Annotated in this window: 19 protein-coding genes; 16 read left to right on the top strand and 3 right to left on the bottom strand. The window is 41.3% G+C overall.

The window, feature by feature from the left end; all coding sequences use genetic code 11:
* Nucleotides 1-91 precede the first annotated feature (91 nt).
* The 6 genes from DUT71_RS20185 (at nucleotide 92) to DUT71_RS20180 (ending at nucleotide 4,443) form a co-directional block, all read left to right on the top strand.
* Entirely contained in the window at nucleotides 92-256 is a 165-nt protein-coding gene (locus DUT71_RS20185; RefSeq protein WP_162795980.1) for a hypothetical protein, read from the top strand.
* A gap of 224 nt (nucleotides 257-480) precedes the next feature.
* Nucleotides 481-894: a 30S ribosomal protein S12 gene (gene rpsL / locus DUT71_RS07885; RefSeq protein ID WP_010599925.1), complete on the top strand. Its 414-nt coding sequence runs from the start codon at nucleotides 481-483 to the stop codon at nucleotides 892-894.
* Nucleotides 895-912: 18 nt separating this feature from the next.
* Nucleotides 913-1,380: a 30S ribosomal protein S7 gene (rpsG, locus tag DUT71_RS07880; RefSeq protein WP_113661980.1), complete on the top strand. Its 468-nt coding sequence runs from the start codon at nucleotides 913-915 to the stop codon at nucleotides 1,378-1,380.
* 89 nt (nucleotides 1,381-1,469) lie between these two features.
* Nucleotides 1,470-3,593, top strand: coding sequence for an elongation factor G (gene fusA / locus DUT71_RS07875; protein WP_113661979.1), 2,124 nt, complete (start codon nucleotides 1,470-1,472; stop codon nucleotides 3,591-3,593).
* Between the two features lie 136 nt (nucleotides 3,594-3,729).
* Nucleotides 3,730-4,035 (top strand): 30S ribosomal protein S10, encoded by a 306-nt coding sequence (gene rpsJ / locus DUT71_RS07870; RefSeq protein WP_084237698.1) that lies wholly within the window; start codon nucleotides 3,730-3,732, stop codon nucleotides 4,033-4,035.
* Nucleotides 4,036-4,260: 225 nt separating this feature from the next.
* A complete protein-coding gene (locus DUT71_RS20180) occupies nucleotides 4,261-4,443 on the top strand; it encodes a hypothetical protein (RefSeq protein WP_162795979.1) in 183 nt (60 codons plus the stop codon).
* Between the two features lie 164 nt (nucleotides 4,444-4,607).
* Here the strand turns inward: DUT71_RS20180 and DUT71_RS07860 are convergent, their stop codons facing one another.
* A complete protein-coding gene (locus DUT71_RS07860) occupies nucleotides 4,608-5,498 on the bottom strand; it encodes a hypothetical protein (protein ID WP_113661977.1) in 891 nt (296 codons plus the stop codon).
* A gap of 241 nt (nucleotides 5,499-5,739) precedes the next feature.
* Here DUT71_RS07860 and DUT71_RS07855 point away from each other — a divergent pair, with 241 nt between their 5' ends.
* The 9 genes from DUT71_RS07855 to DUT71_RS07815 all read left to right on the top strand — a co-directional run bounded on the left by DUT71_RS07855 (nucleotide 5,740) and on the right by DUT71_RS07815 (nucleotide 20,442).
* Nucleotides 5,740-8,412: a T9SS type B sorting domain-containing protein gene (locus DUT71_RS07855; RefSeq protein WP_113661976.1), complete on the top strand. Its 2,673-nt coding sequence runs from the start codon at nucleotides 5,740-5,742 to the stop codon at nucleotides 8,410-8,412.
* Nucleotides 8,413-8,460: 48 nt separating this feature from the next.
* Nucleotides 8,461-9,345: a PorP/SprF family type IX secretion system membrane protein gene (locus DUT71_RS07850; RefSeq protein ID WP_113661975.1), complete on the top strand. Its 885-nt coding sequence runs from the start codon at nucleotides 8,461-8,463 to the stop codon at nucleotides 9,343-9,345.
* A gap of 224 nt (nucleotides 9,346-9,569) precedes the next feature.
* Nucleotides 9,570-10,163: an RNA polymerase sigma factor gene (locus DUT71_RS07845; RefSeq protein WP_113661974.1), complete on the top strand. Its 594-nt coding sequence runs from the start codon at nucleotides 9,570-9,572 to the stop codon at nucleotides 10,161-10,163.
* A gap of 138 nt (nucleotides 10,164-10,301) precedes the next feature.
* The gene (locus DUT71_RS07840) at nucleotides 10,302-12,332 is read left to right on the top strand and encodes a T9SS type A sorting domain-containing protein (RefSeq protein ID WP_162795978.1); all 2,031 of its coding nucleotides are present in this window, start codon (nucleotides 10,302-10,304) and stop codon (nucleotides 12,330-12,332) included.
* Between the two features lie 22 nt (nucleotides 12,333-12,354).
* A complete protein-coding gene (locus tag DUT71_RS07835; protein WP_113661972.1) occupies nucleotides 12,355-13,557 on the top strand; it encodes a FecR family protein in 1,203 nt (400 codons plus the stop codon).
* 205 nt (nucleotides 13,558-13,762) lie between these two features.
* Nucleotides 13,763-17,119: a SusC/RagA family TonB-linked outer membrane protein gene (locus DUT71_RS07830; RefSeq protein ID WP_162795977.1), complete on the top strand. Its 3,357-nt coding sequence runs from the start codon at nucleotides 13,763-13,765 to the stop codon at nucleotides 17,117-17,119.
* 12 nt (nucleotides 17,120-17,131) lie between these two features.
* Nucleotides 17,132-18,688 carry a RagB/SusD family nutrient uptake outer membrane protein gene (locus DUT71_RS07825; RefSeq protein ID WP_113661970.1) on the top strand — a complete coding sequence of 519 codons (1,557 nt, stop codon included), beginning with the start codon at nucleotides 17,132-17,134 and terminating at the stop codon, nucleotides 18,686-18,688.
* A gap of 132 nt (nucleotides 18,689-18,820) precedes the next feature.
* Entirely contained in the window at nucleotides 18,821-19,480 is a 660-nt protein-coding gene (locus DUT71_RS07820) for a hypothetical protein (protein ID WP_113661969.1), read from the top strand.
* A 17-nt stretch (nucleotides 19,481-19,497) separates the two neighbouring features.
* The gene (locus DUT71_RS07815) at nucleotides 19,498-20,442 is read left to right on the top strand and encodes a hypothetical protein (RefSeq protein ID WP_113661968.1); all 945 of its coding nucleotides are present in this window, start codon (nucleotides 19,498-19,500) and stop codon (nucleotides 20,440-20,442) included.
* Between the two features lie 20 nt (nucleotides 20,443-20,462).
* Here the strand turns inward: DUT71_RS07815 and DUT71_RS07810 are convergent, their stop codons facing one another.
* The gene (locus tag DUT71_RS07810) at nucleotides 20,463-21,143 is read right to left on the bottom strand and encodes a hypothetical protein (RefSeq protein ID WP_113661967.1); all 681 of its coding nucleotides are present in this window, start codon (nucleotides 21,141-21,143) and stop codon (nucleotides 20,463-20,465) included.
* A 162-nt stretch (nucleotides 21,144-21,305) separates the two neighbouring features.
* Here DUT71_RS07810 and DUT71_RS07805 point away from each other — a divergent pair, with 162 nt between their 5' ends.
* Nucleotides 21,306-22,562 (top strand): prephenate dehydrogenase, encoded by a 1,257-nt coding sequence (locus DUT71_RS07805; protein WP_113661966.1) that lies wholly within the window; start codon nucleotides 21,306-21,308, stop codon nucleotides 22,560-22,562.
* Here DUT71_RS07805 and DUT71_RS07800 read toward each other — a convergent pair.
* Complete coding sequence (locus DUT71_RS07800) at nucleotides 22,543-23,700, bottom strand: acyltransferase family protein (protein ID WP_113661965.1); 1,158 nt, start codon at nucleotides 23,698-23,700, stop codon at nucleotides 22,543-22,545. The genes DUT71_RS07805 and DUT71_RS07800 overlap by 20 nt on opposite strands.
* Nucleotides 23,701-23,747: the final 47 nt, after the last annotated feature.

Raw genomic sequence — 23,747 nt, 5'->3', positions numbered from 1 at the left:
TTCATTCCCAAAAGTATTGCTAAATCTTTTGAGACGTTTGAGATAGATCAAGCGTATTGTTTTAAACAGATGAAAAGAATGAAAAATACACTTGTTTTGGATAGGATTTGCCATGGCGGTTTCTAAAAAGGATGGAAATGCCGACGTGGGGGAGATAGGTTACGGAACCTCTTTTGGCATGTGCACTGATTATTGTGTTAACGACATTGCCCTGGATGCAACGGAAGTAAAGTTTACTAAAAAGGCATGGAATTAGCCTGGTTGGCAAAGAACTACAGCCATTGTTTCGCCTTTAAAATGCGCCGCTGTTTTAAGTTGAGGCAAAATTTATGTTAAGTGATTTTTAAATTGGAAATTTTTTGCCGTAACCTCTTGATAGTTAAAAGAAATTGTTCTACTTTTGCAGTCCCTTAATGTAGGCTAGTTGTAAACTGCTAACGGCAAGGAAATTAAACAAATAATAGAAACAAAAAGCAAGAAATGCCAACCATTCAACAATTAGTTAGAAAAGGTAGAGTAGCACTGGAGTTTAAGAGTAAATCTCCAGCGTTGGACAGCTGTCCACAGCGAAGAGGCGTGTGTACCCGTGTATACACCACTACCCCTAAGAAACCAAACTCTGCAATGCGTAAAGTTGCCCGTGTACGTTTAACCAATGGTAAAGAGGTGAATGCCTACATTCCAGGTGAAGGCCACAACTTACAGGAGCACTCTATCGTATTAATCCGTGGTGGTCGTGTGAAAGATTTACCAGGTGTACGTTACCACATCATCCGTGGTGCGCTAGATACATCAGGTGTAGCTGGTCGTAACCAACGTCGTAGTAAATATGGTACTAAGCGCCCTAAACCAGGACAGGCAGCTGCAGCACCAGCAAAAGGTAAAAAGAAATAATTTAGGAGGACAATAGAAATGAGAAAAGCAAAACCAAAGAAAAGAATCATTCTTCCTGATCCTAAATTTAATGATGTTCAGGTTACAAGATTTGTAAACAACATGATGTTTGATGGTAAAAAATCTATCGCTTATGCGATTTTTTACGATGCTGTAGAATTGGCAGAGAAAAAATCTGGAGAGAATGGATTAGAAATCTTCAAACGTGCATTAGCAAACATCAGCCCTGCTGTAGAGGTTAAATCTCGCCGTGTGGGTGGTGCAAACTTCCAAGTGCCTACAGAGGTGCGTCCAGAGCGTAAAACTGCTTTAGGGATGAAATGGTTGATCAACTATTCGCGTAAGCGTGGTGAAAAAACCATGAAGGAAAAATTGGCAGCTGAAATGGTATCAGCGGCTAAAGGCGAAGGTGCAGCAGTTAAGAAAAAAGAGGATACGCACAAAATGGCTGAAGCTAATAAGGCGTTTTCACACTTCAGATTCTAAGAAAAATAAATTGATTACACTGGTTTTCGGATTACACTGATTGATATCTGTGAAATCTTTTAATCGGTGTAATCATATATCAAAACAAGATGTCAAGAGATTTAAAATTTACAAGAAATATTGGTATCGCTGCCCACATCGATGCTGGTAAAACAACTACTACCGAGCGTATTCTTTATTATGCTGGTGTAAACCACAAAATTGGCGAGGTACACGAGGGTGCATCAACCATGGACTGGATGGTACAAGAGGCTGAACGTGGTATAACCATCACTTCTGCTGCTACCACCGTTTTCTGGAACTACCGTAATAACAAATACCAAGTAAACGTTATCGATACTCCTGGACACGTGGACTTTACCGTAGAGGTAAACCGTTCTTTACGTGTACTTGATGGCTTAGTGTTCTTGTTTTCGGCCGTTGATGGTGTTGAGCCTCAATCTGAAACCAACTGGAGACTAGCGGATAACTACAAAGTGCCTCGTATTGGTTTCGTTAACAAAATGGACCGTTCAGGTGCTGATTTCTTAAAAGTTGTTAAGCAAGTTAAAGACATGTTGGGTTCTGATGCGGTTGCTTTGCAATTGCCAATCGGATCTGAAGATGCTTTTAAAGGTGTGGTTGATTTGATCAACAACCGTGGTATTGTTTGGAACGAGCACGATAAAGGTATGACCTTTACCGAAGTGCCAATTCCTGATGATATGGTAGACGAAGTTGCTGAATATCGTGAGAAATTATTGGAAGCAGTAGCTTCTTATGACGAGTCTTTGATGGAGAAATTCTTCGAAGATCCGAACTCATTAACTGAGCGTGAAATTTTGGACGCATTGCGTGCGGCTGTTTTGGATAATGCTATCGTTCCTATGGTTTGTGGTTCATCTTTCAAAAACAAAGGTGTACAAACAATGTTGGATCTGGTAATGGAGCTATTGCCTTCGCCACTAGATCAAGAAGCGGTAAAAGGTACCAACCCTGATACTGGTGCAGAAATTTCTCGTAAACCTTCTGTAAACGAGCCTTTTGCAGCATTAGGTTTCAAAATCGCTACTGACCCATTCGTAGGCCGCTTATGCTTTATCCGTGCTTACTCTGGTAAATTGGAAGCTGGTTCTTACGTGTTGAATACCCGTTCAGGTAACAAGGAGCGTATTTCCCGTATCTTCCAAATGCACGCCAACAAACAAAACCCAATTCCTTTTATCGAGGCTGGTGATATTGGCGCTGTAGTAGGCTTTAAAGATATCAAAACAGGTGATACTTTATGCGATGAAAAACACCCTATCGTGTTAGAATCAATGACTTTCCCTGAGCCAGTTATCGGTTTAGCGATTGAACCAAAAACTCAAGCTGACGTAGATAAATTGGGTATTGCTTTAGGTAAATTAGCTGAAGAGGATCCAACTTTCGTAGTAAAAACAGATCAAGAAACTGGTCAAACAGTAATTTCAGGTATGGGAGAGCTTCACTTAGATATCTTGATTGACCGTTTGAAACGTGAGTTTAAGGTAGAAGTTAACCAAGGAGCTCCTCAAGTAGCTTACAAAGAATCTATCAATGGTTCTACCGAGCACCGTGAGGTTTACAAAAAACAATCAGGTGGTCGTGGTAAGTTTGCGGATATCAAAGTGGTGATTTCTCCAGCAGACGAAGATTTCGATAACTCTAAATCTCCGCTTCAATTCGTTAACGAAATTGTAGGTGGTGCTATTCCTAAGGAGTACATCCCTTCAGTTCAGAAAGGTTTCGAAGGTTCAATGAACAACGGTGTGTTAGCTGGTTATCCATTGTCGGGAATGAAAGTTCGTTTAATTGATGGATCTTTCCACGCGGTTGACTCTGATGCTTTATCTTTCGAATTAGCTGCTAAAATGGCTTATCGTGAGGCATTGCCTAAGTGTCGTCCAGTATTGATGGAGCCAATCATGAAGATTGAAGTTTTAACTCCAGAAGAAAACATGGGTGATGTAATGGGTGACTTGAACCGTCGTCGTGGACAAATGCAAGGTTTGGATACCCGTAACGGAGCACAGGTAATCAAAGCTCACGTGCCACTTTCGGAAATGTTTGGTTATGTAACTCAGTTGCGTACCATCACTTCGGGCCGTGCAACTTCTACAATGGAGTTTGATCACTACGCAGAAGCTCCTCGTAACGTACAAGACGAGGTTGTAGCCAAATCTAAAGGTAGAGTTAAAGCTATCGAAGACTAATTAAGGTATTAGGTAAAAGGTGTAAGGTAATAGGTTTTAAACCCTAGGCCTTATACCTTAAACCATTAACCTTTAAAAAATAAATCCACCGCTAGTTATTAATAGCTCTAACTATCGGTTTAATTAAATAAATAAAATGAGCCAAAGAATTAGAATCAAATTAAAATCTTACGATTATAACTTGGTAGATAAATCTGCTGAGAAAATCGTAAAAACTGTAAAGCCTACAGGCGCAGTAGTTAGCGGACCTATTCCGTTGCCAACAGAGAAAAAAGTTTTCACTGTATTGCGTTCACCACACGTAAACAAAAAAGCTCGTGAGCAGTTCCAATTGTGTGCTTATAAACGTCTTTTAGATATTTATAGCTCAAACTCAAAAACAGTTGATGCTTTAATGAAGCTTGAATTGCCTAGCGGTGTTGAAGTAGAAATCAAAGTTTAATGATTTTAATACAACGCTAAAAAAGAAGCCCCGATTGAATGTCAATCGGGGCTTCTTTTTTATAAATGCTTTTTGCCTTATTCAAAGAGCCTTCAGTAAATGATGATTATAGTAGAAAGTATTTTAAGAAGGGAGAAGTTTGTGTTTTTGTGTAAGTGTTTATTTATTAGCTTGTTATGTTTCTTGTTAAAAATCTTTATATTTATTATTCTAAAACATAATATTATGGAAAAACACAAAGAACTCCCTTTTTTACAGTTAACTGAATTATCTAGGGAAGAACAAAGAAGAATAACAGGTGGAACCGGAAACACGGGTTTCCACGCTGAAGAGAATGATGATGAGGTTGAAATTTTTGGCTATAAAGTTGGTCAGGGAGGTGCTAACAGTGGTAGCGGAATGAAATAGACTTATTAAGTTGAACGAACAAAGCCTCAAGATTCTTGGGGCTTTTGTTTTTTCATTCAGCATTAAAATAATCTGATTCATCCTGTATAAAGATTAATGATTTAAAATGCTTATACAGGATGAATATTGATTTTCTTTTTAATTCAAGCTTAAGATTTATGAAATTAAAATGAGGTGTTCAGATGTATTTTGAAATATTGGGCCATCACTTCTACAAAAGCTTTAGCAAATGCTGGTCGGCCAGCGGCATCACGTACCCCCTTAAAATTGCTCTCTATTTGCCAGCCAAACACATTCGGATATTTGATTGAAGTGTATCGTCGGGTATTGTACCCGCCGCTAAAATATTTGTCTTCCTCCAAAGGAGCTATATCTTGTTTAGCGGGCACAGCGTCAAATCCAGCGGAAGTAATTAATGTTCCAAATGCGGTTTCCCCAGTAAGTAGTTGAACCAGGTCCAGGTTTTTTTGGGATGCCAACAGGTTAGCCACTGAAGATTTTTCTGCCAATTGATTTTTTTCAACATCTGGCTTTCTTAGATCGGTTGCCGTTAAATTATATCCCAGTTCCAACCTTTGTTTGGTATGCCCGTGTCCGTGTAGGTCAATGTATATCGCTTTGCCAAATTTTTTGGTGGCCAGGGCAATAGCGGTATCTATATTATCATGAAATTGGTGCCAGGTTTTTTCCAATGCCTTATTACCGCAAGTGGCTTCCTCTATATCCCGGTTTTGATCCAGGTGTTTTCTGGAGAGGTTAGATAGGATAATAAATGGCCTGGCATGGTACTTTTCTAAAAATACCTTTTCAATTTCCTTGGCCAGTTCAATAGTTTTTGAATCGGTAACCGTAACAGCGCCTTTGCAATCACGAGCGGCTTCATGGGGAAGTGTAATAATTCCTCCGTGTGGCACGCTGATAATCAACGGTATATTGCCAACCGTAAATTCTGTCCATTTCTCATCGTCGGTATAGGTTTTACCAACTTCCCATTTTTGTGCGTAAGCAAAGCCCGAAATCAATAAAAACAGCAGGCTTAATTTTAAAAATCTCATTTGATATAGTTTTGTGATCAGGTTGAAAAGCGTATCGCTTTTAAGATAGACTTTCGTGATTCGAAAACGTACCGAAATTAATCCCCAATTTGTTGATTTTATATCTCCTTAAAAAAAAATCATATAAAAGTGGTCCTGTTGTATTTTGTAACAGTCTATCTTATAGTTTGAAAGAAAAGCTCGCTATCGATAGCGGGTTATCCCTTTAAACGGCCTAACAACTAACAAACTAGCAATTCATATGAAGAAACTTTACTTATTGCTTATTTTCTTTCCACTATTGGTTGGATTTGATGCGATAGCGCAAACAATTAGGTATGTAAAACCTGGTGGCACGGGCGACGGTTCCACTTGGGCGGCTGCATCGGGGGATTTGCAGGCCATGATTAATGCCTCGGCGGCCGGGAATGAAATATGGGTAGCAGCTGGTACTTACAAGCCAAACCGCAAGGCCGATGCGCTAGCAACCATTACGCTAAATGATAGATTTAATGCTTTTGTACTTAAAAAGGATGTTGCCATATACGGTGGTTTTTCTGGGACAGAAGCCGTTAGGGACCAAAGAAACTTTGCGGCCAATGTGACGGTTTTAAGCGGTAATTTGGGTGACGAAACCATTGATACAGATAATGCCTACCACGTGGTGGTGGCTTCTGGTGATTTGGGTACGGCTAAATTGGATGGGTTTACCGTAACTAAGGGCTATAGCAGCGGTACGGGAACTGGCGGCGGTGTTAGCGTAAATGGTTATACGATTCCGCCAAGTCGCTCGCCAGGAATTATCAATTACTATAGCAGCGCTACCTATGAGAACCTCGTGATCAGGGATAACGTAAATGGTTCAACAGACCAGAGCGCCGGAGCCATCTATATATTCTATGGATCGCCAATTTATAACAAGGTAAAGTTCATCAATAATAAAACATTATCAACAAGTGGAGGGGCTATTTTTATATTTAGTGCTGCCGCCACGCCTTCTAAGCCAGTTTTTACCGAGGTAGAGTTTATTGGCAATGAAGGAAGTTCTGGAGGAGCGTTGGCAATATCCACTGCAGGATCACCTGTTTTTACCAAATGCAAATTTGAGGGCAATGAAGCTACGACAACCAATGGTGGGGCAATTTTAATGAATTCGGCCTCAGCTTCGGCAACTTTTAGTGAATGTACATTTACTGCCAACTCGGCCTTGACCAACGGCGGAGCAATATACAATGCTTTGGGTACAACCATCAACATCAGTAACTCCACATTTAACAATAATACCTCGGCAAGTAGTGGTGGTGCCATTTATTTCAGCACGGGAACGATTAATATCACCGAAAGTACCTTTACCGCGAATAAAGCCAACTCTTCGGGTGCGATATATTTGGGCACCAGTACCCTTCCATCGGTATTAAATGGTCTAACATTCATCAATAACGAAGCCACTACAACGGCAGGAGCACTCTATTTGAATGCCAACAGCCCTGAAATGCACAACAACAAATTTTTGGGTAATAAGGCTATTACCAGTGGCGGTGCAATTTACCTTTTTGGCGTGGCGGGTAATTTGGCAAGCCCTGTACTTGTCAATAACTTATTCTATAATAATGAGGCTGGAAGCAGCTCCGGTGGTGGTGGTGCAATCTATGTTTCTACCAATGCGGCGCCAGTTATTCACAACACTACTTTTTACGCTAACAAAGCCACTGCATTTAAAGGTGGTGCCATTTATTTAACAGCCTCGGGGCAAGCCACGGTTTACAATAGCATTTTGTATAAAAATGAAGCCACTGATGCAGCTACAGTAGATTTCTTGGCTACAACAGCGGCCAATTTAACCGTGCGGTCTTCTATGACAGATGTTTATGGCACCAGTGGTGTAGACGATAACATCGTAGGCCAGGACCCGGTATTTGAAAGCGAAGACCCTAATAGCCCCGATTTCTTGCGTTTGCAGGATTTTAGCCCAGCAATAGATGCCGGACAGAATAATCTTTTGCCATTGGGCATCAGTACCGATTTGGCCGGAAACTCGAGAGTTAACAACCTTATTTTGGATTTGGGCGCTTATGAGTTTGATGGCGCTGCCCCAGTGCCACCGCTACAGATATCTATTAACGAGAACGCTCCAAATGGAACCTTTGTGGCAAAACCTGTTTCAAGTTTGCCGGGCGTACTTTCCAATTGGACCATCATGAGCGGTAACCTTAATGATGCTTTTGCGATCAATGCCGCCACCGGAAATATCACGGTTAACAAAAGCACCGAGATTGATTATGAGAAAGTAAGGAGCTTTACCTTAACCGTTAAGGTTTTTAACGATATAGGCGATGATCAGGTGATGCGTGTAATTATTTCTTTGGTGAACCTGATGGAAGACCCACAGGCACCGGTGGTTGCTAATGTGGCAAATGGAGTATTAACCAGCTACAGGCCAAAGCTAAGTGGGCTGGCCGAACCGGCAAGCGTAATTACCATTTATGTCGATAACAAAGAACATCCGGTTACGGTAATGTCTAACGATAAAGGAGAATGGGCCTACACTTTTACAGAGGAATTGGCTCCCGGACCTCACACGTTTCACGTAGTGGCTAGCAATAGCTTGGGTACAAGTAACCCAAGCCCTCAAACAACGGTTAACCTCAGGTTATATACAGGAACAATAGTAGCCAATAATATCCTTACGCCAAATGGCGATGGGAAAAACGATTTATGGATTGTTACGGATTTGAGTTTGATGTATCCAAAAAATGAAGTGATTGTTTATGATAAAACGGGGAAGACAGTGTTTAAGAAGGCAAATTATCAGAATGATTGGGATGGCAGCTACAATGGCAGCCCTTTGAACACGGGCACCTACTATTACGAAATTAATATTGGTGCTGGTTTAAAGCCAATTAAGGGCACGCTAACTATTTTGAAAGGAAGATAACAAGTACTGTTTGCTTTAAAAATTAAGAATTTGCTTAACCAAACAACAATGAAAACTAAACAAATTACATATATCATTACCACCGTCATCTTATTTTTTGCTTCTTCTCCATTAAAGGCCCAGGTAAGTCCGCCGATGTCTATGTACTATCTCAATGAATACCTGTACAACCCTGCGGCGGCAGGAAAAAGGGCAGGCTTAAATGTGGGACTTTCTTATAAAAACAATCTTACTGGAAGCAATGGTCAAAATGTGGCAAACACCGTTACCATTGATTACGGATGGAACAAAAATGGCTTTGGGCTATCGGTAGTTACCGATAAGGACGGCCTTTTGAATGTGAATAGATTTTCCGCTTCTTATGCCTATCATGTTGAAACATCCGAAACTGGTAATTTAAGATTTGGATTGTCGGCTGGAATATCTTCCTTAAAAGTAAATATGGCCGATATCATTGGCGATGGAACAGATCTGGTGCCCCAGCAGTTTAATGACCAAGGTTATGTTTTTGATGGTGATTTGGGTGTAAATTATGAGGATGGCAAGCTAAGCTTAAGTGCGGTAGCACCAAATTTGCGTAGCCTCATCTATACTGAAAATGTTAATGATGGCTATAACTACAGCACATTTTATGTTTCTGCGGCGTATCAGGTATTAGATGGCCCGATAAGATTGACTCCAAAATTATTTTACCGCGGACTTGATGGCTATGATAACGTAATTGACGTAGGTGTTAACGCACAATTTGCTGAAGATAAATTTAATCTTCTCGCTTTTTACCACAGTAGCAACAGCCTGTCCTTTGGATTAGGTTTTAACATACTAAAAAAATACCAAATGCAGGCATCGTATTCGTTGCCGATAAATAACAACCTGAAAAAATACACTTATGGCAGTGTAGAACTGGGTTTAAAAATAAATCTATCTAAATAATAGCTCTATGGAGAGCCTCATTTCGATGAGGTTCTCTTTTTTTTGTGAAAATCATTTGAGTAGTCAGGGCAATCTGTCTGCTTTTTTGCGTTTTTATCAAAAAAGTTATATAAGTAACACAAAAATGTTTTGGATAGTGAGCGAGGAATGCTAATTTTATAATAACCTAACCGACAAACTAGCTGATAAACTTTTCTAAAGTATATCGGTTCATATTTTACTTTATGGCCTTGTACGATTTAACAGCAGAAAAGCTATTGTTAAAGCAGATTTATGATGGAAATTCTTTGGCATTTAATAAAATGTTCAATCTTTATAGGGGCAAAATTTTGGCTTTTGTAGATTCCTTTGTCCATAGCAAGGCTGATGCTGAGGAGATTGTTCAGGAGACATTTTTAGTCATCTGGCAAAACCGTGAAAAACTGCTTTCCATCGAACACCCACGTAACTATATTTACACTATTGCTCGTAACAAAACCTACGATTATCTGAGCAAAGTAAGCAGAACAGAGAAAACGATCAGCAACGCATGGATCAATACTTCGGTAAGTTTAAATAATATCGAAGACCAGATCAATCTCAAAGAGAGCGTTTTTTTAATCAATAAAGTTTTGCAAACGCTGTCTCCACAAAAGCAGGAGATATTTAACATGAGCCGCAACCAGCACATGAGCCACGAAGAAATTGCCCAAGCTGTTGGGCTTTCCAAAAGTCGCGTTAAAAATGTAATTGTTGAGGTGCTCAAGCATCTTAAATACCATATTTCCAAGCATCATATCGTGGTGTCTCTACTATTGCTCTGGAAGTTGTTTTTCTAAAAATTCATTCTTTTTTGATCTGTTTTGTTCATCAAGCTAACCATTCAATAATTTTTTTTCAAAAAGTTGGTTTTTAACGGTCCATTGTTAAAGATGGGCAGTCTATATAGGACAAACAACAAACCTAACCAACAATTTATGAAGAAATTTTACTTACTACTTCTAATTGCGCTCAGTTGCCATTCTATTTCAGCACAAACAATACGCTATGTTACAGCTGGTGGTACCGGCAATGGCACTAGCTGGGGCAGTGCTTCAGGTGATTTGCAGCTAATGATAGATGAGTTGGCAGCACTTGACGAGGCTACATTTCCCAATCGTCAGGTTTGGGTAAGCGCAGGTACTTATTTGCCAACCCGTAGGGCGGATGCTACAGGAACAATCACGCTTAATGATAGAGGTAATTCTTTTGTGATGAGAGCAGGCGTTAAAATTTATGGTGGCTTTGCTGTGGGGCAAACTTCGCTATCTGCCAGAGATTTTGCAATAAATCCTTCCATATTGAGTGGTAACATAGGCAATGCAGCTATTGATACGGATAATGCTTATCATGTGGTAATTGCCGCCAATGATATGACTGGAGCCGTTTTGGATGGTTTTACCATTACCAAAGGCTATGCCACAGGCACAGGTACTAGCAGTAGTGCGGTAGTTGTAACTGTAAATACACGTAACATTCCGAGCTCTAGGGCTGCCGGCATTATTTTGTATTACGCTAACAATGCTACATTCAATAATCTAAAAATAGAAGACAACTATAATAGCTCATCAGATCAAAGTTCTGGCGCTATTTATTTGTTCTATAGTGGCTCGTTATCTTTTACTAATGTCGAATTTAAAAATAATACCTGCGCTAACGGTAATGGAGGTGCTATATACAGTTTTGGATCAACCACATTAGGCATAGTTAGTGCCACATTCAAAAACGTTTCTTTCACAGAAAATGTATCGGGTGCGGCTGGAGGGGCTATTTATGCTTCTAGTTTGAGCAGGTTGAACTTTTTTAACTGTAGATTTATCGGTAATAGTTCTACGGGTAATGGCGGTGCCGTATTTTCTTCTGGTTCTACAACCGCCGGAGAACAAAATGACATTAAGATATTGAACTCCGTATTCTCGGGTAATGAGTCAAATGGTACATCAGGGGGAAGCGCCTTTTACAATTCATCAGGTTCTATACTTTCTATTTCAAACGCTACTTTTTACGCAAACGATGTAAAAGCAGGAACCGGCGGAGCTGCCCTATATTTGGCTAATTCTGCTTCATCAAGCGTTAAATTATACAACAGCATTTTTAATTCAAATACGGCTGTAGCTGGAAATGGAGATATCTTCAGAAACACTGTTACCTTCAGTATGAAAAACTCGCTTAGCCAAGTGTATGGTACTGATGGTGTAGATGGAAATATCGTTAATCCTTCACCAGTTTCTTTGTTTGCTAGCACTGTTCCTACTGATCCGAATTTTTTAAATTTAATACAGGGAGCTGCGACAGAAAAAGGCAGTAAAGTTTTGTATAATGAAATAGGTGATGTGACTAATGATACAGATTTGGCGGGAAATCTTCGCCTTAAACATAATGAAATCGATTTAGGGGCTTATGAATATCAAGGAACTTTGCCCATAACGCTGATCTCGTACGCCGCTACAAAAAACGGTTCGTCCGCTTTGCTAACCTGGAAAACAGCCAGCGAGCAAAACAACCAGAAATTTGTGATCGAAAGAGGTACTTCAGCAAGCAATTTTACTTTTTTTAAAGAAATTGCTGGCGCAGGAAATAGTGCTACTACCTTGAGCTATTCCGTAACAGATTATGCACCTTTATCTGGGACTAACTATTATCGCCTAACCCAGTACGATCATAATGATACGCCGACGATTTTAGGCGTTGAAGCCGTAAATTTTGGATTAGCTTCAGAAAAAACCACCGTATATCCTAACCCAGCCAAAGCCTATATTTGGGTAGATCCATCTTCATCAAATGAGATCACTTCCCTAAATCTAATATCTTTGACGGGAAAAACCTTATTAACCAATAATTACGCTCAAACAGCAAAGCAAGAGAACGTGAAGTTCGATTTGGCTAACATCCCAGCCGGAACTTACATCTTGTGGATCAACAAAGGCAAGCCCAATGCAGAAAAGCAAAAATTATTGGTTGTGAAATAAATTAACGACAATAATTGTAAACATGAACAATCAAGCGCATCAGATGACACCAGAAGCTCATAGCAGACTGACCGAATTATTCCAAAAGTATGTTGATAAAAGCATTACCGAGGAGGAATATTTGGAACTGTTTGCCTACATCAACAATCCAGAAACCAAAGCGCAAGTACTTGCCTTTATGGATGAGCACAATAAAAAGGTGCAGTCTGATGCGTTGGTGCATGAAGTAGACTGGGACGGCATGTACGCTAATATTACTGGCCCAAAAAAGTCGGATGGCCGTAAGCGCCCATCTTTTTGGAAATATGCCGCCGCAGTGGCATTGTTAACGCTTGGAAGTTATACGCTTTACCATGCCTTTCAAGATAACTTAGTCAAAAAGGCACCTTTGGCCTATCATAATGATGTTTTGCCGGGAGGCGATAAAGCTATATTGACTTTGGCAGACGGTTCTAAGATAACCCTGGACAATAGCCCGGGCGGAAAGCTGGCTACCCAGGGAGATATTTCTATTGAAAAAGATGCTAAAGGCCAAATTGTTTATCTGGTTAAAGGCGGGCATGAAGATGAAAGCCAAAAAATCAACACCTTGGCCACGCCAGCAGGTGGGAAATTCAGCGTGGTATTGTCTGATGGCAGTAAGGTGTGGCTCAATGCTTCATCTTCAATTAAATTTCCGGTAGCTTTTACTGGTGAAGCCCGGAAAGTTGAGATCAAGGGCGAAGCATATTTCGAAATTGCGAAGGATCAGCGCAGGCCATTTTATGTAACCAATGGCAGTGCCGAAATTAAAGTGCTGGGCACCCATTTCAATGTCATGGCCTACCCTGATGAATATCGATCGGAGCTTACCCTGTTGGAGGGCTCGGTGCAATTTAGCAAACACGGCCAATCTGAACTGCTTACACCCGGTAAACAAATTCTTTATACCGAAAGCAGCGAAGATACCAAACAGCGTGTGGCCAATATTGAAGAAGTGATGGCCTGGAAAAATGATCTATTTGTATTCAACAATACCAACATCGACGAAATTATGAAAGAGCTAACCAGGTGGTACAACGTAAAGGTGAAATACGAAGGGGAAAAGCCCGACATTTCTTTTACCGGTGTAATTCCCAGAAATGCTAATGTTTCCAAGGTGCTAAAATCTTTGGAACTTACCGGCGACGTAGTTTTTGGAATAGAAGATAATGTAATTACCTGTCAAAAGAAAATGATGAGATAGCAGATATAGCCAAAAAGCTTTTCCCGGCGGCAACCGAGAAAAGCAACGGGCCAAACAAATAATAAACTAGAACGAACACTATTTATTCAAATCCCTTATATACAAATGTATGAAAGAAAAAATACATTGTAGATTGTCGTGGGCTATTTTTAGCAACGATTTTTCGACCAAACAAAACCAACTATTTAAAAAAGCCTTACTGGTTATGAGAATCATTGCCGTAATTGTGTTTGTTTTTAGCTTGCATGTAAGCGCCAAAACCCTAGGGCAAAACGTGAGCATCAAAAAGCAGAACATTACCTTGAAGGAAGTGTTCAAGGAGCTGAGATCGCAAACCGGCTACTACTTTATTTACAACAGTAAAGAAGTGGCCGACGATAGGAAAGTTTCCGCCAATTTTTCAAATGCACCCTTGGATGTGGTGTTGAGCTCGGTATTGAAAGGGATGTCGTTGAGCTATACCATCGACGAGAAAATCATCTCCTTGCAGCCAACTGCTGCGGGGCAGGAAACCAGACCCTTGGGAACCCAGGTACAGCAGGACCGTACCATAACGGGTAAAATTACCGATGCCGAGGATGGCACGCCGCTTTTGGGTGTTTCCATAAGGGTTAAAGGCTCTACGGTAGGTACAATGACCAATGCCGATGGGAATTTCTCCATCAACATAAAAGCTAACGATAAAGTATTGGTATTAAGCTATGTTGGATACGTAACCAAGGAAGTGCCACTAACAGCGCTCAATAAATACGACTTGGCCCTAACCAAAGACAGTAAGCAGTTAGATGAAGTAGTAATTGCCTTCGGTACTACAACCAGAAATGAATTGACTAACTCTGTGACAAAAATCTCTGCAAAAGACATTGAGCAAAGACCAATCAGCAATCTTAATTCGGCACTGGTTGGCGCCTCGCCAGGTGTGCAAACTACAGCTGGCAATGGCCAGCCAGGGGAAGGTCCAGAAATCCGTATCAGAGGGTTTGGCTCGGTAACCGGCGATAATGCGCCATTGTATATCTTAGATGGAGCACCATACGAGGGGATAATCAGTAACATCAATCCAGAGGATATCGACAATATCTCTATCCTGAAAGATGCTTCGGCTACGGCCTTGTACGGATCCAGGGCCGCCAATGGTGTAGTGCTTATCACCACCAAAAGAGGAATAAACAACGGCAAGAGCAATATTAGCGTAAAGCTAACCCACGCTTTTTCTGAAAGGGGGCTTCCTAATTACGAAACCCTGGATGCCTACCAATATTTCCCTGTAGTTTGGGAAGCTTTAAAAAATGGAAGTTCGGGTAGCGCTGCAGCCGCAACCAAGGATCTAAAAGGGTATGTAGGTTGGAATCCTTTCAACGTGGCCGACGATGAAATTGTACTCGAAAACGGTTTAATAAACCCACACGCCAAGTTGCTCTATCCTGATGATGTACGATTTAGGAATGAACTGCAAAGATTGGGGATGAGAACAGATTTGTCTGTATCCTTGAGTGGTGGTGCTGGAAAAACAGACCATTATGTTTCCTTAAACTATTTAGATGAAAATGGGTATGTAATTGGATCTGATTTCAAACGCTTTTCTGGAAGACTGAGACTCAATTCAAGCCCAATGAACTGGTTGAAGTTTGGTTTAAACCTATTTGGCACTTACACCAAATCTGATCAGGCCAATGAAAGCAGTGGTATTAACGAAAATCCATTTTACATTGACCTCCTGTTGGCCCCAATTTATCCGGTATTTAAACATGATGCCGTAACCGGTGCATATATACTCGATGCCAATGGAAACAAAATATATGATCCAGGAGATTATAGGCCGCTTTTTACAGGAAGAAACGTAGTTTACGAAACATTGTACAATATCAACCAGGTACGAAGAAACTCTTTGAATGGTGTGGCCAATGTTGAAGCCAACTTTTGGAAAGATTTCAAGTTCACTTCCAACTTTAGTTTTAACCTGGGCAACAACCGTAGCAATATTTACGACAATAGTGTAATGGGCGATGCCGTGGGCGTAGGAAGAACAACCAGGACCAACACTTCAACCAACTACCTGAACTTTAACCAGCTTTTAACTTGGAGCAAAACCATAGACAAGCACAAGATTTCGATTTTGGTTGGACATGAAAACTACTTAAACTACTACGACTACCTTTCCGGCTCCCGAAGAAACGAAGGAGTTTCGGGCCAACCCGTATTAGATAACATGACCACTACCACTGCGTTAAGCTCTAACGACAGAAACTACAAGACCGAGGGCTACCTTTCTAAAATAGACTATAGCTACAAAGGGCGTTATTTGTTCTCGGGATCATTCCGAAGAGATGGCTCCTCCAGATTTTATCAAGCAAGCCGATGGGGTAACTTTTGGTCGGTAAGTGGCGCTTATAACATCGATAGAGAACCGTTCTTTAAAGTTAAATGGGTTAATGCACTTAAAATTAGAGCTTCTTATGGCGAAGTGGGTAATGACCGTACAGGTAGTTACTTTACCTATAAGCGGTTGTACGACCTGGGCTACAACAACGGGACTGAGCCAGGGGCATTACTGATCCAGGCAGGAAACAATGATTTAGTTTGGGAAGCCAATCAGAATGCTGACGTAGCGGTGGAGTTTTCGGTGCTCAAGAACAGGTTTGGTGGAACCGTTGAGGCTTTTCGCCGCCAATCCAGCAATCTGTTGTTTGCCGTAACCTTGCCTTTAACTTCGGGCTTGCTTACCTACAATGATAATTTTGGAAGCATGCGGAATGAGGGAATAGAAGTTGAATTGAACGGCGTACCTATCAAAACCAAAAGCTTTAGGTGGAATATTGACGTAAACTGGAGCACTTTCAGGAACAAAATCATTTCGCTTCCAGAGTCTTATCAAGGCAGGGTGAGCGGCACCAAAAAATTTGAAGCCGGAAAATCGCTTTATGAGTTTTGGCTGAGGGATTGGGTTGCTGTAGATCCGAGAACGGGAAGCAATTTGTATGTACCCGTTGATAAAACCGTTTCTGCGGTAACTTACAATGATCAAACTTACACCACGTCAATTAGCAATGCTGCTTATTATTATGCCGGTAGTGCCATCCCTGATTTCTTTGGTAGTATCAAGAATACTTTCACTTATAAAAACTGGTCGTTGCAGGCCTTGGTAATTTATCAGGTAGGTGGATACACCTTTGACAATGATTACCGTTCGCTGATGTTCAGGGGCGGAACTACCACCAATGGTAGGGCTCTACATGTGGATATGTTAAAACGTTGGCAGAAAGCGGGCGATGTAACCGATATTCCGGCATTGAGTACCGCTACCACCATTTCCGATACCGATAGATGGTTAACAAAATCAGACTACCTGAACTTGCGTACCGTTTCACTAACCTATAATTTCCCAAAAAAGCTATTGAGCAGGTTAAAGCTTAGCAACGTTAAAGCTTATGTAAATGGCGAAAATTTATTTATTACCTCTGCGAGAAAAGGGATGGACCCAACGCAAACCTACACCGGGGATGCTGAATATACCTACGCACCTTCTCGTATCGTAAGTTTTGGTTTAAACGTAACATTATAGAATTTATCAGTAATGAAAAGATATTTATCAGCTTTAACAGTCTTTTTATTTTTGCTAGCCTTGGGCTCATGCAAGAAAAGCTATTTAGATACTACGCCATCTGATCAGATAGATGCCAGCAAGATCTTCGATAATCTTAACAACGTAAAAGTAGCACTTAACGGGATTTATCGGGCCATTTACATGCAATATTCAGATCAGGAACAGGATGGGCATCCGGCTATCATGATTGTGATGGATTTTATGGGCGAGGATATTGTGCACACCGCTACAGGCACGATCTATTTCAGGGGTGCTTACCGATGGACTGACCATCGCTCAGAATTGAATGATTTACCGTATTTTGCCTATAGGCTTTATTACAGGATCATTGCCAATGCCAACATTCTTTTAGAAGGCATTGATAGCGTGCCAAACGCCCCCGAGGCACAAAAAAACGTAATTAAAGGCGAGTGCCTGGCATTGAGGGGCTGGGCTCATTTTATGCTGGTACAGTTATTTGCCAAACGGTACAGCGTAACCGAGCAAGGTGTACCAAACAATTTTGATGCCGAAGGTAAGCCAAATTTGGGAGTGCCTGTAGTCACAAAATATTCGTTAGATCCCCAGCCAAGAAATTCGGTGGAAGAAGTGTATGCTCAAGTGAATAAAGATTTGGACCAAGCCATGCAGCTTTTGGATGGTGCTCCGCCAAGAGGCTTGTATAGGACCCATATTGATAAAAGTGTTGCCCAAGGACTTAAGGCTCGTGTGGCTTTAACCCAGAGTAAATGGACTGATGCAGCCTACTATGCGCAAGAGGCACTGAAGGGCTACCAATTAATGTCCAACACTTCATATCTTGACGGATTTACTGACATGAAGAACTCCGAATGGATGTGGGGGGCGCACCAATTGCCAGAGCAGTTGCCGGCCTATGGCTCTTTTTATGCTTATATGTCCTCAAACTTCAATTCGTCGCACACCAGGCCAAACCCCAAAAAAATCAGTATCTCTCTTTATAATTCTCTATCCAATACAGATGTCAGGAGAAAACTATTCTGTGATAATGTTAACGATTACGTTAATTTCCCAGGGGTGATAGATGCTTCTACGGGGCAGCCGGCAGGTTCTCAAACAAGAGCACTTTATATGCAGAAAAAGTTTGTAGTGTCTGATCCAGCGGTTAGTGCAGGAGACATCCCCTACATGCGTGTGGCCGAAATGTATCTGATTGCCGCTGAGGCCAAAGCAAAGGCCGGGCTGATCAACGAAGCAGCAGATATTATCGATGTTTTGGCCAAAAATAGAGACCCTAACTACACCCGTCCGGATAATATCTCTGATATTGACAATGACAAAAACGGTTTGATCATGATGCAAAGGAGGATAGAACTATGGGGCGAGGGATTCCGTTTCTTAGACCTTAAAAGGCTTAAACTGCCTTTGGACAGGAGCGGGACTGGTTCAACAGCAGCATTGGCTAATGTAGCTGTTAATACCCCAATAGATCCGGATAATGTCCGTTGGCAGTTCGTTATTCCGCGACGCGAAATGCAGGCCAATCCGTACATGGTGCAAAATCCTTAAAGCCGCTTAATATTTTAGTCAAATATGTTTTAACAAGGGGGAGCGAAATGCTCCTCCCAGTTATTCCTTTGCCTAATTCCTGCGCTCATATTAGTGTTTAAATCTCAAAAAATCACCTTAAAACCGTAGCGAATGAAAAAAATAGGACTTCTGCTGTTGATTATTTTGGCATTGCTGGCCGCCAATATTTTCGCAGTACCATCATCCAATAGCTTAAAAAAACAAACCGCCGAGTTTAGCCTCGATGTTTCCTATACTGTAAATGAAGATGCAACAGTCCCGCAAAGCTTTGCCGATACGCTAAAAAAGGCGCAGCAGTTATTGGAAAAGGTTTTCCGTTCAAAGGAATTTAGGGCGGCTATGTTCAAGCAAAGTTATCATGACTCGGCCTATAGCAAATCAAAAATGGCTTGCTTTCCTATGGTTTATGACCCGAAAACTGGCCGTATCAGCGGAGCGTCCGTTTATCAAAATCTGCTAAAGGAAAAAGAAGTCAAGCTTTTTATCAATATCAAGAACAATGGCCCCAAAAGAACCACCATGGGCGCTTCCTATGCCTGCAACTATAAATTTACAACCTATGATTTTTGGCTGCAGGAGAAAGGCGAGTTGGCTCGGCGATTAGCCCGCCATATCGCACATGAGTTTACGCACATCAAAGGTTATAGGCACGACAACAAAGTGTCGGCAAGGTTCAAATGGGGGAGAGATGTAAAAGAAGATCCGGCCTATGGCGTGGGAAATATAGTGGGAGAGATTTTAACGGAGTGGAGCAAAAAATCGATTATTTAATTTAAAGTATCAAAGCAATGAGAAAAATTAGCCTGTTACTATACATCACGGCATGCTTGCTTATCGTGTCTTGTAAAAAGGGAAACACTAGCAATGAAGATAAAGAGCCGCCCGTAACAACTAGCTATGAGCCTAACACTACGGTTTATGGTTCCAACAACTATGTAAAATTTATTGTAGGAGATTTAAAGTCGCCAATTATTTTGGCTTCTCCGCATGACGGCACAATTATCCCCAATAACTGGCCGGAAAGAGACCACCCTGATGCCGTAACGGTTAGGGATTTGTATGTTTCGGCCCTAACCACCGAGATCGCCAATGCGCTCTATGCTAAAACGGGCTTGCGTCCACATGTGATTATCAATGATGTAGCAAGATCAAGGATGGAGCCCAATAGGTCATTGGAAGAAGCCTATCATAAAACGGAGGCCGCAAACCAGCTATGGCGGGAGTATCATGCTTTTTTAAAAGGCGCACACGATATGGTGCAAAAAAATGTAGGTAAGGGCTTGTTTTTAGATATGCATGGACACGGCCATAGTATTCATCGGGTAGAAGTGGGCTACATTGTATCTAAAGCTAACTTGAACGGTACCGATGCCACGCTGAACGGCCTGGCCACAACTTCAAGTATTTACCATCTTTCAACCATTTCTGCATATCCTTTTTCCCAATTAATTAGGGGCGATTATGCCTTTGGAACACTGTTGGAAAACGAAGGCATCAGAGCTGTGCCCAGCAAGCAAGATCCAAAACCCAATGCCGATGACTATTTCAATGGGGGTTATTGTACCTTAACCTACGGCTCCAAAAATGGCGGAACAGTTTCGGCAATACAACTGGAAACCCACGGGCCCGATTTAAGGAACAATCCAACGGAGCGGAAAGCATCGGGAGCAAAAATTGCCAACGCAATCATCAAATACATGCAAAATCACTACGGATTGTTTTTGGGCAAATAAAGTTAGGCGATAACAGCTCGCTAGCGCCTGCCATTGGTCAGTTCCTCCAATTTATTCCGCTCGTCCTGAAGTTCCCGTGCCAATTTACGTTCCTTTTCTACCGCTTTTGACTTGTAGGCCTGGTATTCTTCGGCAACCTCGTTGTATAGTTGTGTGCGGTGTTTGGCTTCGCTGCTGTTTTTTCCAGATCTGGCAATGATGATGACCAATGCGAGAACCAAAGCCCCGATGATGCTCCAAACGATGATGTTATAAGTGCCCTTATCAAACGAGATCCCCAAAAATTTAATTTCATTTAGTTTGTTGGTGTTCTCGCTTAGCGAAGCATCCTTGCCGGAAATCTCAGTTTTCAGATAGCTAACTGTTTTTCCCTGTTCGTTAAATTTTTGTTGGAGGCTCTTCCTTTCGGCCCGCTCTTTTCTGAGTGTATCATTTACATTTTTCCAAAGTTGGTCCAATCGATATCTGGCTACCATTTTATAGCCATCGGGCGAAGTCCTGGTACGCGACAACATGAACTGATACTGCCCATTTAGACTTGGGTCAGTGTTTTTTACAGAATCGCGTTCCCAGGTTCCTGTTTTAACAGCAGTGGTAGTTGGTTTTTGAGGAGCATTGGTGGTGGTGGTTTGGGCAAAGGCGCTGCCAAAACAAAAGGTGAAAGATAAAATGCTAGCGATGGAAAGTATGGTTTGTCTCATAATCTAGTAAATATCGTTTATACTAAAACAGCATAATTAGATAAATATTATAGCCAATCAGCTTGGCATGTTTCGTTAATTTTGCTCAAGTTAGGATGTTTAATCAAGAAATCAATTGATTCTGCTCATTTTTTTATGTTCCTGCAACGATAAATTTGCACAATGCGCATTGGAATAATAGGTTTGGGAGACATGGGCAAACTGTACGCCACGGCTTTTGCAAAAGCAGGCTACGCAGTTTGCGGAACGGATGTTGCCCAGCGGCTACAGGAGCTTCGGCAGGAGCTTTTACCTCAAAAAATAGAGATACTGGCCGATGGGCACGAAGTTTCCAGAAAATCGGATTTTGTAATCTATGCCGTAGAGGCCGAAAAGATTGACGAAGTGGTATCGCAGTTTGCGAAATCAACTAAATATGGCGCAATTGTAGCCGGGCAAACCTCTGTAAAGCATCCTGAAATTGCGGCTTTTGAAAAGTATTTGCCTGCTGATGCTCACATTGTAACCAGTCATTCCCTGCATGGCCCTGGTTTTAGCACCGAAGGACAAATCTTGGTAGTGATTCGACACCGGGCCACTGACGAAGTTTATCAAAATGCACTGGACACTTACAAGGCCTTAGGTTCTACCATTATTGAAATGGATAGCTACCAACAGCACGATAAAATAGTGGCAGATACCCAGGCGGTAACCCACATGGGCTTCGAAAGCATGGGGTCGGCATGGAAAAATGCGGGTTTTTATCCTTGGGATAACCCCGTTTACGCGGGCGGTATCGATAATATTAAAATATTGACAACGCTCCGCATCTTTAGCTACAAATCACATATCTACGCAGGGTTGGCTATTTTAAATCCTTATGCGCAAATTCAGGTAAGAATGTACGCCAAAACCGAAAGTGAACTTTTTGCGCTGATGATTGCCGAGAATGAAAAAGCCTTTAGAGAAAAGATACGGGCCGCCAAAGATTTTGTATTTGCCAACCACCAAGAGCTCATACTTTTAAATGGCCAAATGATGGAAACCTTTAGCCTGGGCGATCAATCACATGCCAGAAAGCCAAACTCGCATTTAAGCATTTTGAGTATGGTTTGCACTTGGCACGCTATGGGCATTAACCCATACGATCATTTGATTTGCCAAACTCCGCCCTTTCGTTTACGTTTAGGTATCGCCGAATATCTTTTTAAAAGTGAAGAACTATTGGAAGAGACCATACAGGCCGCGCTGTATGATAAGAACATGAGAAAAGACGACCTTGAATTTCATACCGCTGTACATGAATGGGCTTCTATTATTGGCTATGGCGATATGAAGGGCTACAAAGCACACTTTGAAGCTGCTAAATCTTTTTTTAGCAACAGATTGCTGGCTGGCCGTGAGCTAAGTTCCGAAATGATCAGGCAATTGATGACTTAGTTTTTTTGGGTTTGAAGTTAAGCAGGTTTTTATACCAGCCTTCTTTCATGCACGGCCGTTCAACAAATAAAAAAAACAAAGAAGATATTGCCATTACGGTAATGAACAGGATAACCGTATAAATAAAAATATTGACGTAGCCGTTTTTTGTAAATTGATATTGAAGTAAAGCTCTGCCAAATAAACTGATGATAGGGTAGTGGATCAAATAGATGGAGTAACACATCCCCCCAATGTTGGTGATGATTTTATTTGAAAGCACAGATAGCGTTTGATGTAGTAAAACATAATAACAGAAAAGGAAAATGCAGATAGCCAAATAGCAATCCCAAAAAAATAGTCCAAATGAAGTAGGAGCAAGGCTAAAGTCTCTTGCCCAGATCAGACAAAATAAAACAACCGTAATTAAATTATCCAACTTGGTTTTGGGCAAAATAAGTTGTTTTCTGATATACAGATCGGCTAGGGCCATGCCGGCCAAAAAAAACTGGATAAAGCCAAACAAGGTCCGAACATCTTGCACAAAAAGATGGTTGCTGATGATGCAGCTTAGTGCCAGTCCAATATATATATAATATCGGGCGGGGGCTAATTTACGGCCATATATCATTGCGGCCAGCACCGGCATTAATAAGTAGAACTGAACTTCTATCTCCAAGCTCCAAGTAACGTCGTTAATCAAAGGTAGATGCTGGGGTATCACCAACCAGTGTACATAAAAGATAGAAGCGAAGTAACTTTCTATAGCTTCATTGAAACTTAATGTTTTTGCAACATAAATACTGCCGATAAGTAAAATGGTTAAACTTAATATGTACGGGGGTTCTAATCGGGTCAAGCGGCGGAGAAAGAATTTTTTCAAATTTACCGGTGGCCCATTGGAGATTTTTGATTTGCAGAACGGTATGCCCAAAATGAAACCGCTGATCACAAAAAACAATGGGACACCTATGCGGCCCTTCTCAAAAACATGCTGTATATAAAGAAGGTCAATATTGGGGTAATGGTAGGTGTTTTTGGTGGTAATGTATTTTACCGTGTGGAACAGCACTACGCTAAATATGGCTATAAATCGTAGCCCGTCTATCGCCGGTATGAAGGTAATTGTGTTGGTAACTCTTTGGAATGAAATCTTCATTTGCTTTTTAGTGCAGTCTGTTTGTAATGTCTAAAGTAGAAAATAAT

The sequence above is a fragment of the Pedobacter nanyangensis genome (assembly GCF_003313505.1).
GTDB classification, from domain to species: domain Bacteria; phylum Bacteroidota; class Bacteroidia; order Sphingobacteriales; family Sphingobacteriaceae; genus Pedobacter; species Pedobacter nanyangensis.
This window is presented reverse-complemented; position numbering and strand designations above follow the sequence as displayed.

Bases quoted from the DNA above. Each gene is read 5' to 3' on its own strand.
- DUT71_RS07825 (WP_113661970.1), top strand. From the start codon at position 17,132: ATGAAAAGATATTTATCAGCTTTAACAGTCTTTTTATTTTTGCTAGCC.
- DUT71_RS07840 (WP_162795978.1), top strand. From the start codon at position 10,302: ATGAAGAAATTTTACTTACTACTTCTAATTGCGCTCAGTTGCCATTCT.
- rpsL (WP_010599925.1), top strand. From the start codon at position 481: ATGCCAACCATTCAACAATTAGTTAGAAAAGGTAGAGTAGCACTGGAG.
- DUT71_RS07815 (WP_113661968.1), top strand. From the start codon at position 19,498: ATGAGAAAAATTAGCCTGTTACTATACATCACGGCATGCTTGCTTATC.
- fusA (WP_113661979.1), top strand. From the start codon at position 1,470: ATGTCAAGAGATTTAAAATTTACAAGAAATATTGGTATCGCTGCCCAC.
- DUT71_RS07835 (WP_113661972.1), top strand. From the start codon at position 12,355: ATGAACAATCAAGCGCATCAGATGACACCAGAAGCTCATAGCAGACTG.
- rpsG (WP_113661980.1), top strand. From the start codon at position 913: ATGAGAAAAGCAAAACCAAAGAAAAGAATCATTCTTCCTGATCCTAAA.
- rpsJ (WP_084237698.1), top strand. From the start codon at position 3,730: ATGAGCCAAAGAATTAGAATCAAATTAAAATCTTACGATTATAACTTG.
- DUT71_RS07805 (WP_113661966.1), top strand. From the start codon at position 21,306: ATGCGCATTGGAATAATAGGTTTGGGAGACATGGGCAAACTGTACGCC.
- DUT71_RS07810 (WP_113661967.1), bottom strand. From the start codon at position 21,143: ATGAGACAAACCATACTTTCCATCGCTAGCATTTTATCTTTCACCTTT.
- DUT71_RS07855 (WP_113661976.1), top strand. From the start codon at position 5,740: ATGAAGAAACTTTACTTATTGCTTATTTTCTTTCCACTATTGGTTGGA.
- DUT71_RS07830 (WP_162795977.1), top strand. From the start codon at position 13,763: ATGAGAATCATTGCCGTAATTGTGTTTGTTTTTAGCTTGCATGTAAGC.
- DUT71_RS07850 (WP_113661975.1), top strand. From the start codon at position 8,461: ATGAAAACTAAACAAATTACATATATCATTACCACCGTCATCTTATTT.
- DUT71_RS07820 (WP_113661969.1), top strand. From the start codon at position 18,821: ATGAAAAAAATAGGACTTCTGCTGTTGATTATTTTGGCATTGCTGGCC.
- DUT71_RS07845 (WP_113661974.1), top strand. From the start codon at position 9,570: ATGGCCTTGTACGATTTAACAGCAGAAAAGCTATTGTTAAAGCAGATT.
- DUT71_RS07860 (WP_113661977.1), bottom strand. From the start codon at position 5,498: ATGAGATTTTTAAAATTAAGCCTGCTGTTTTTATTGATTTCGGGCTTT.
- DUT71_RS07800 (WP_113661965.1), bottom strand. From the start codon at position 23,700: ATGAAGATTTCATTCCAAAGAGTTACCAACACAATTACCTTCATACCG.
- DUT71_RS20180 (WP_162795979.1), top strand. From the start codon at position 4,261: ATGGAAAAACACAAAGAACTCCCTTTTTTACAGTTAACTGAATTATCT.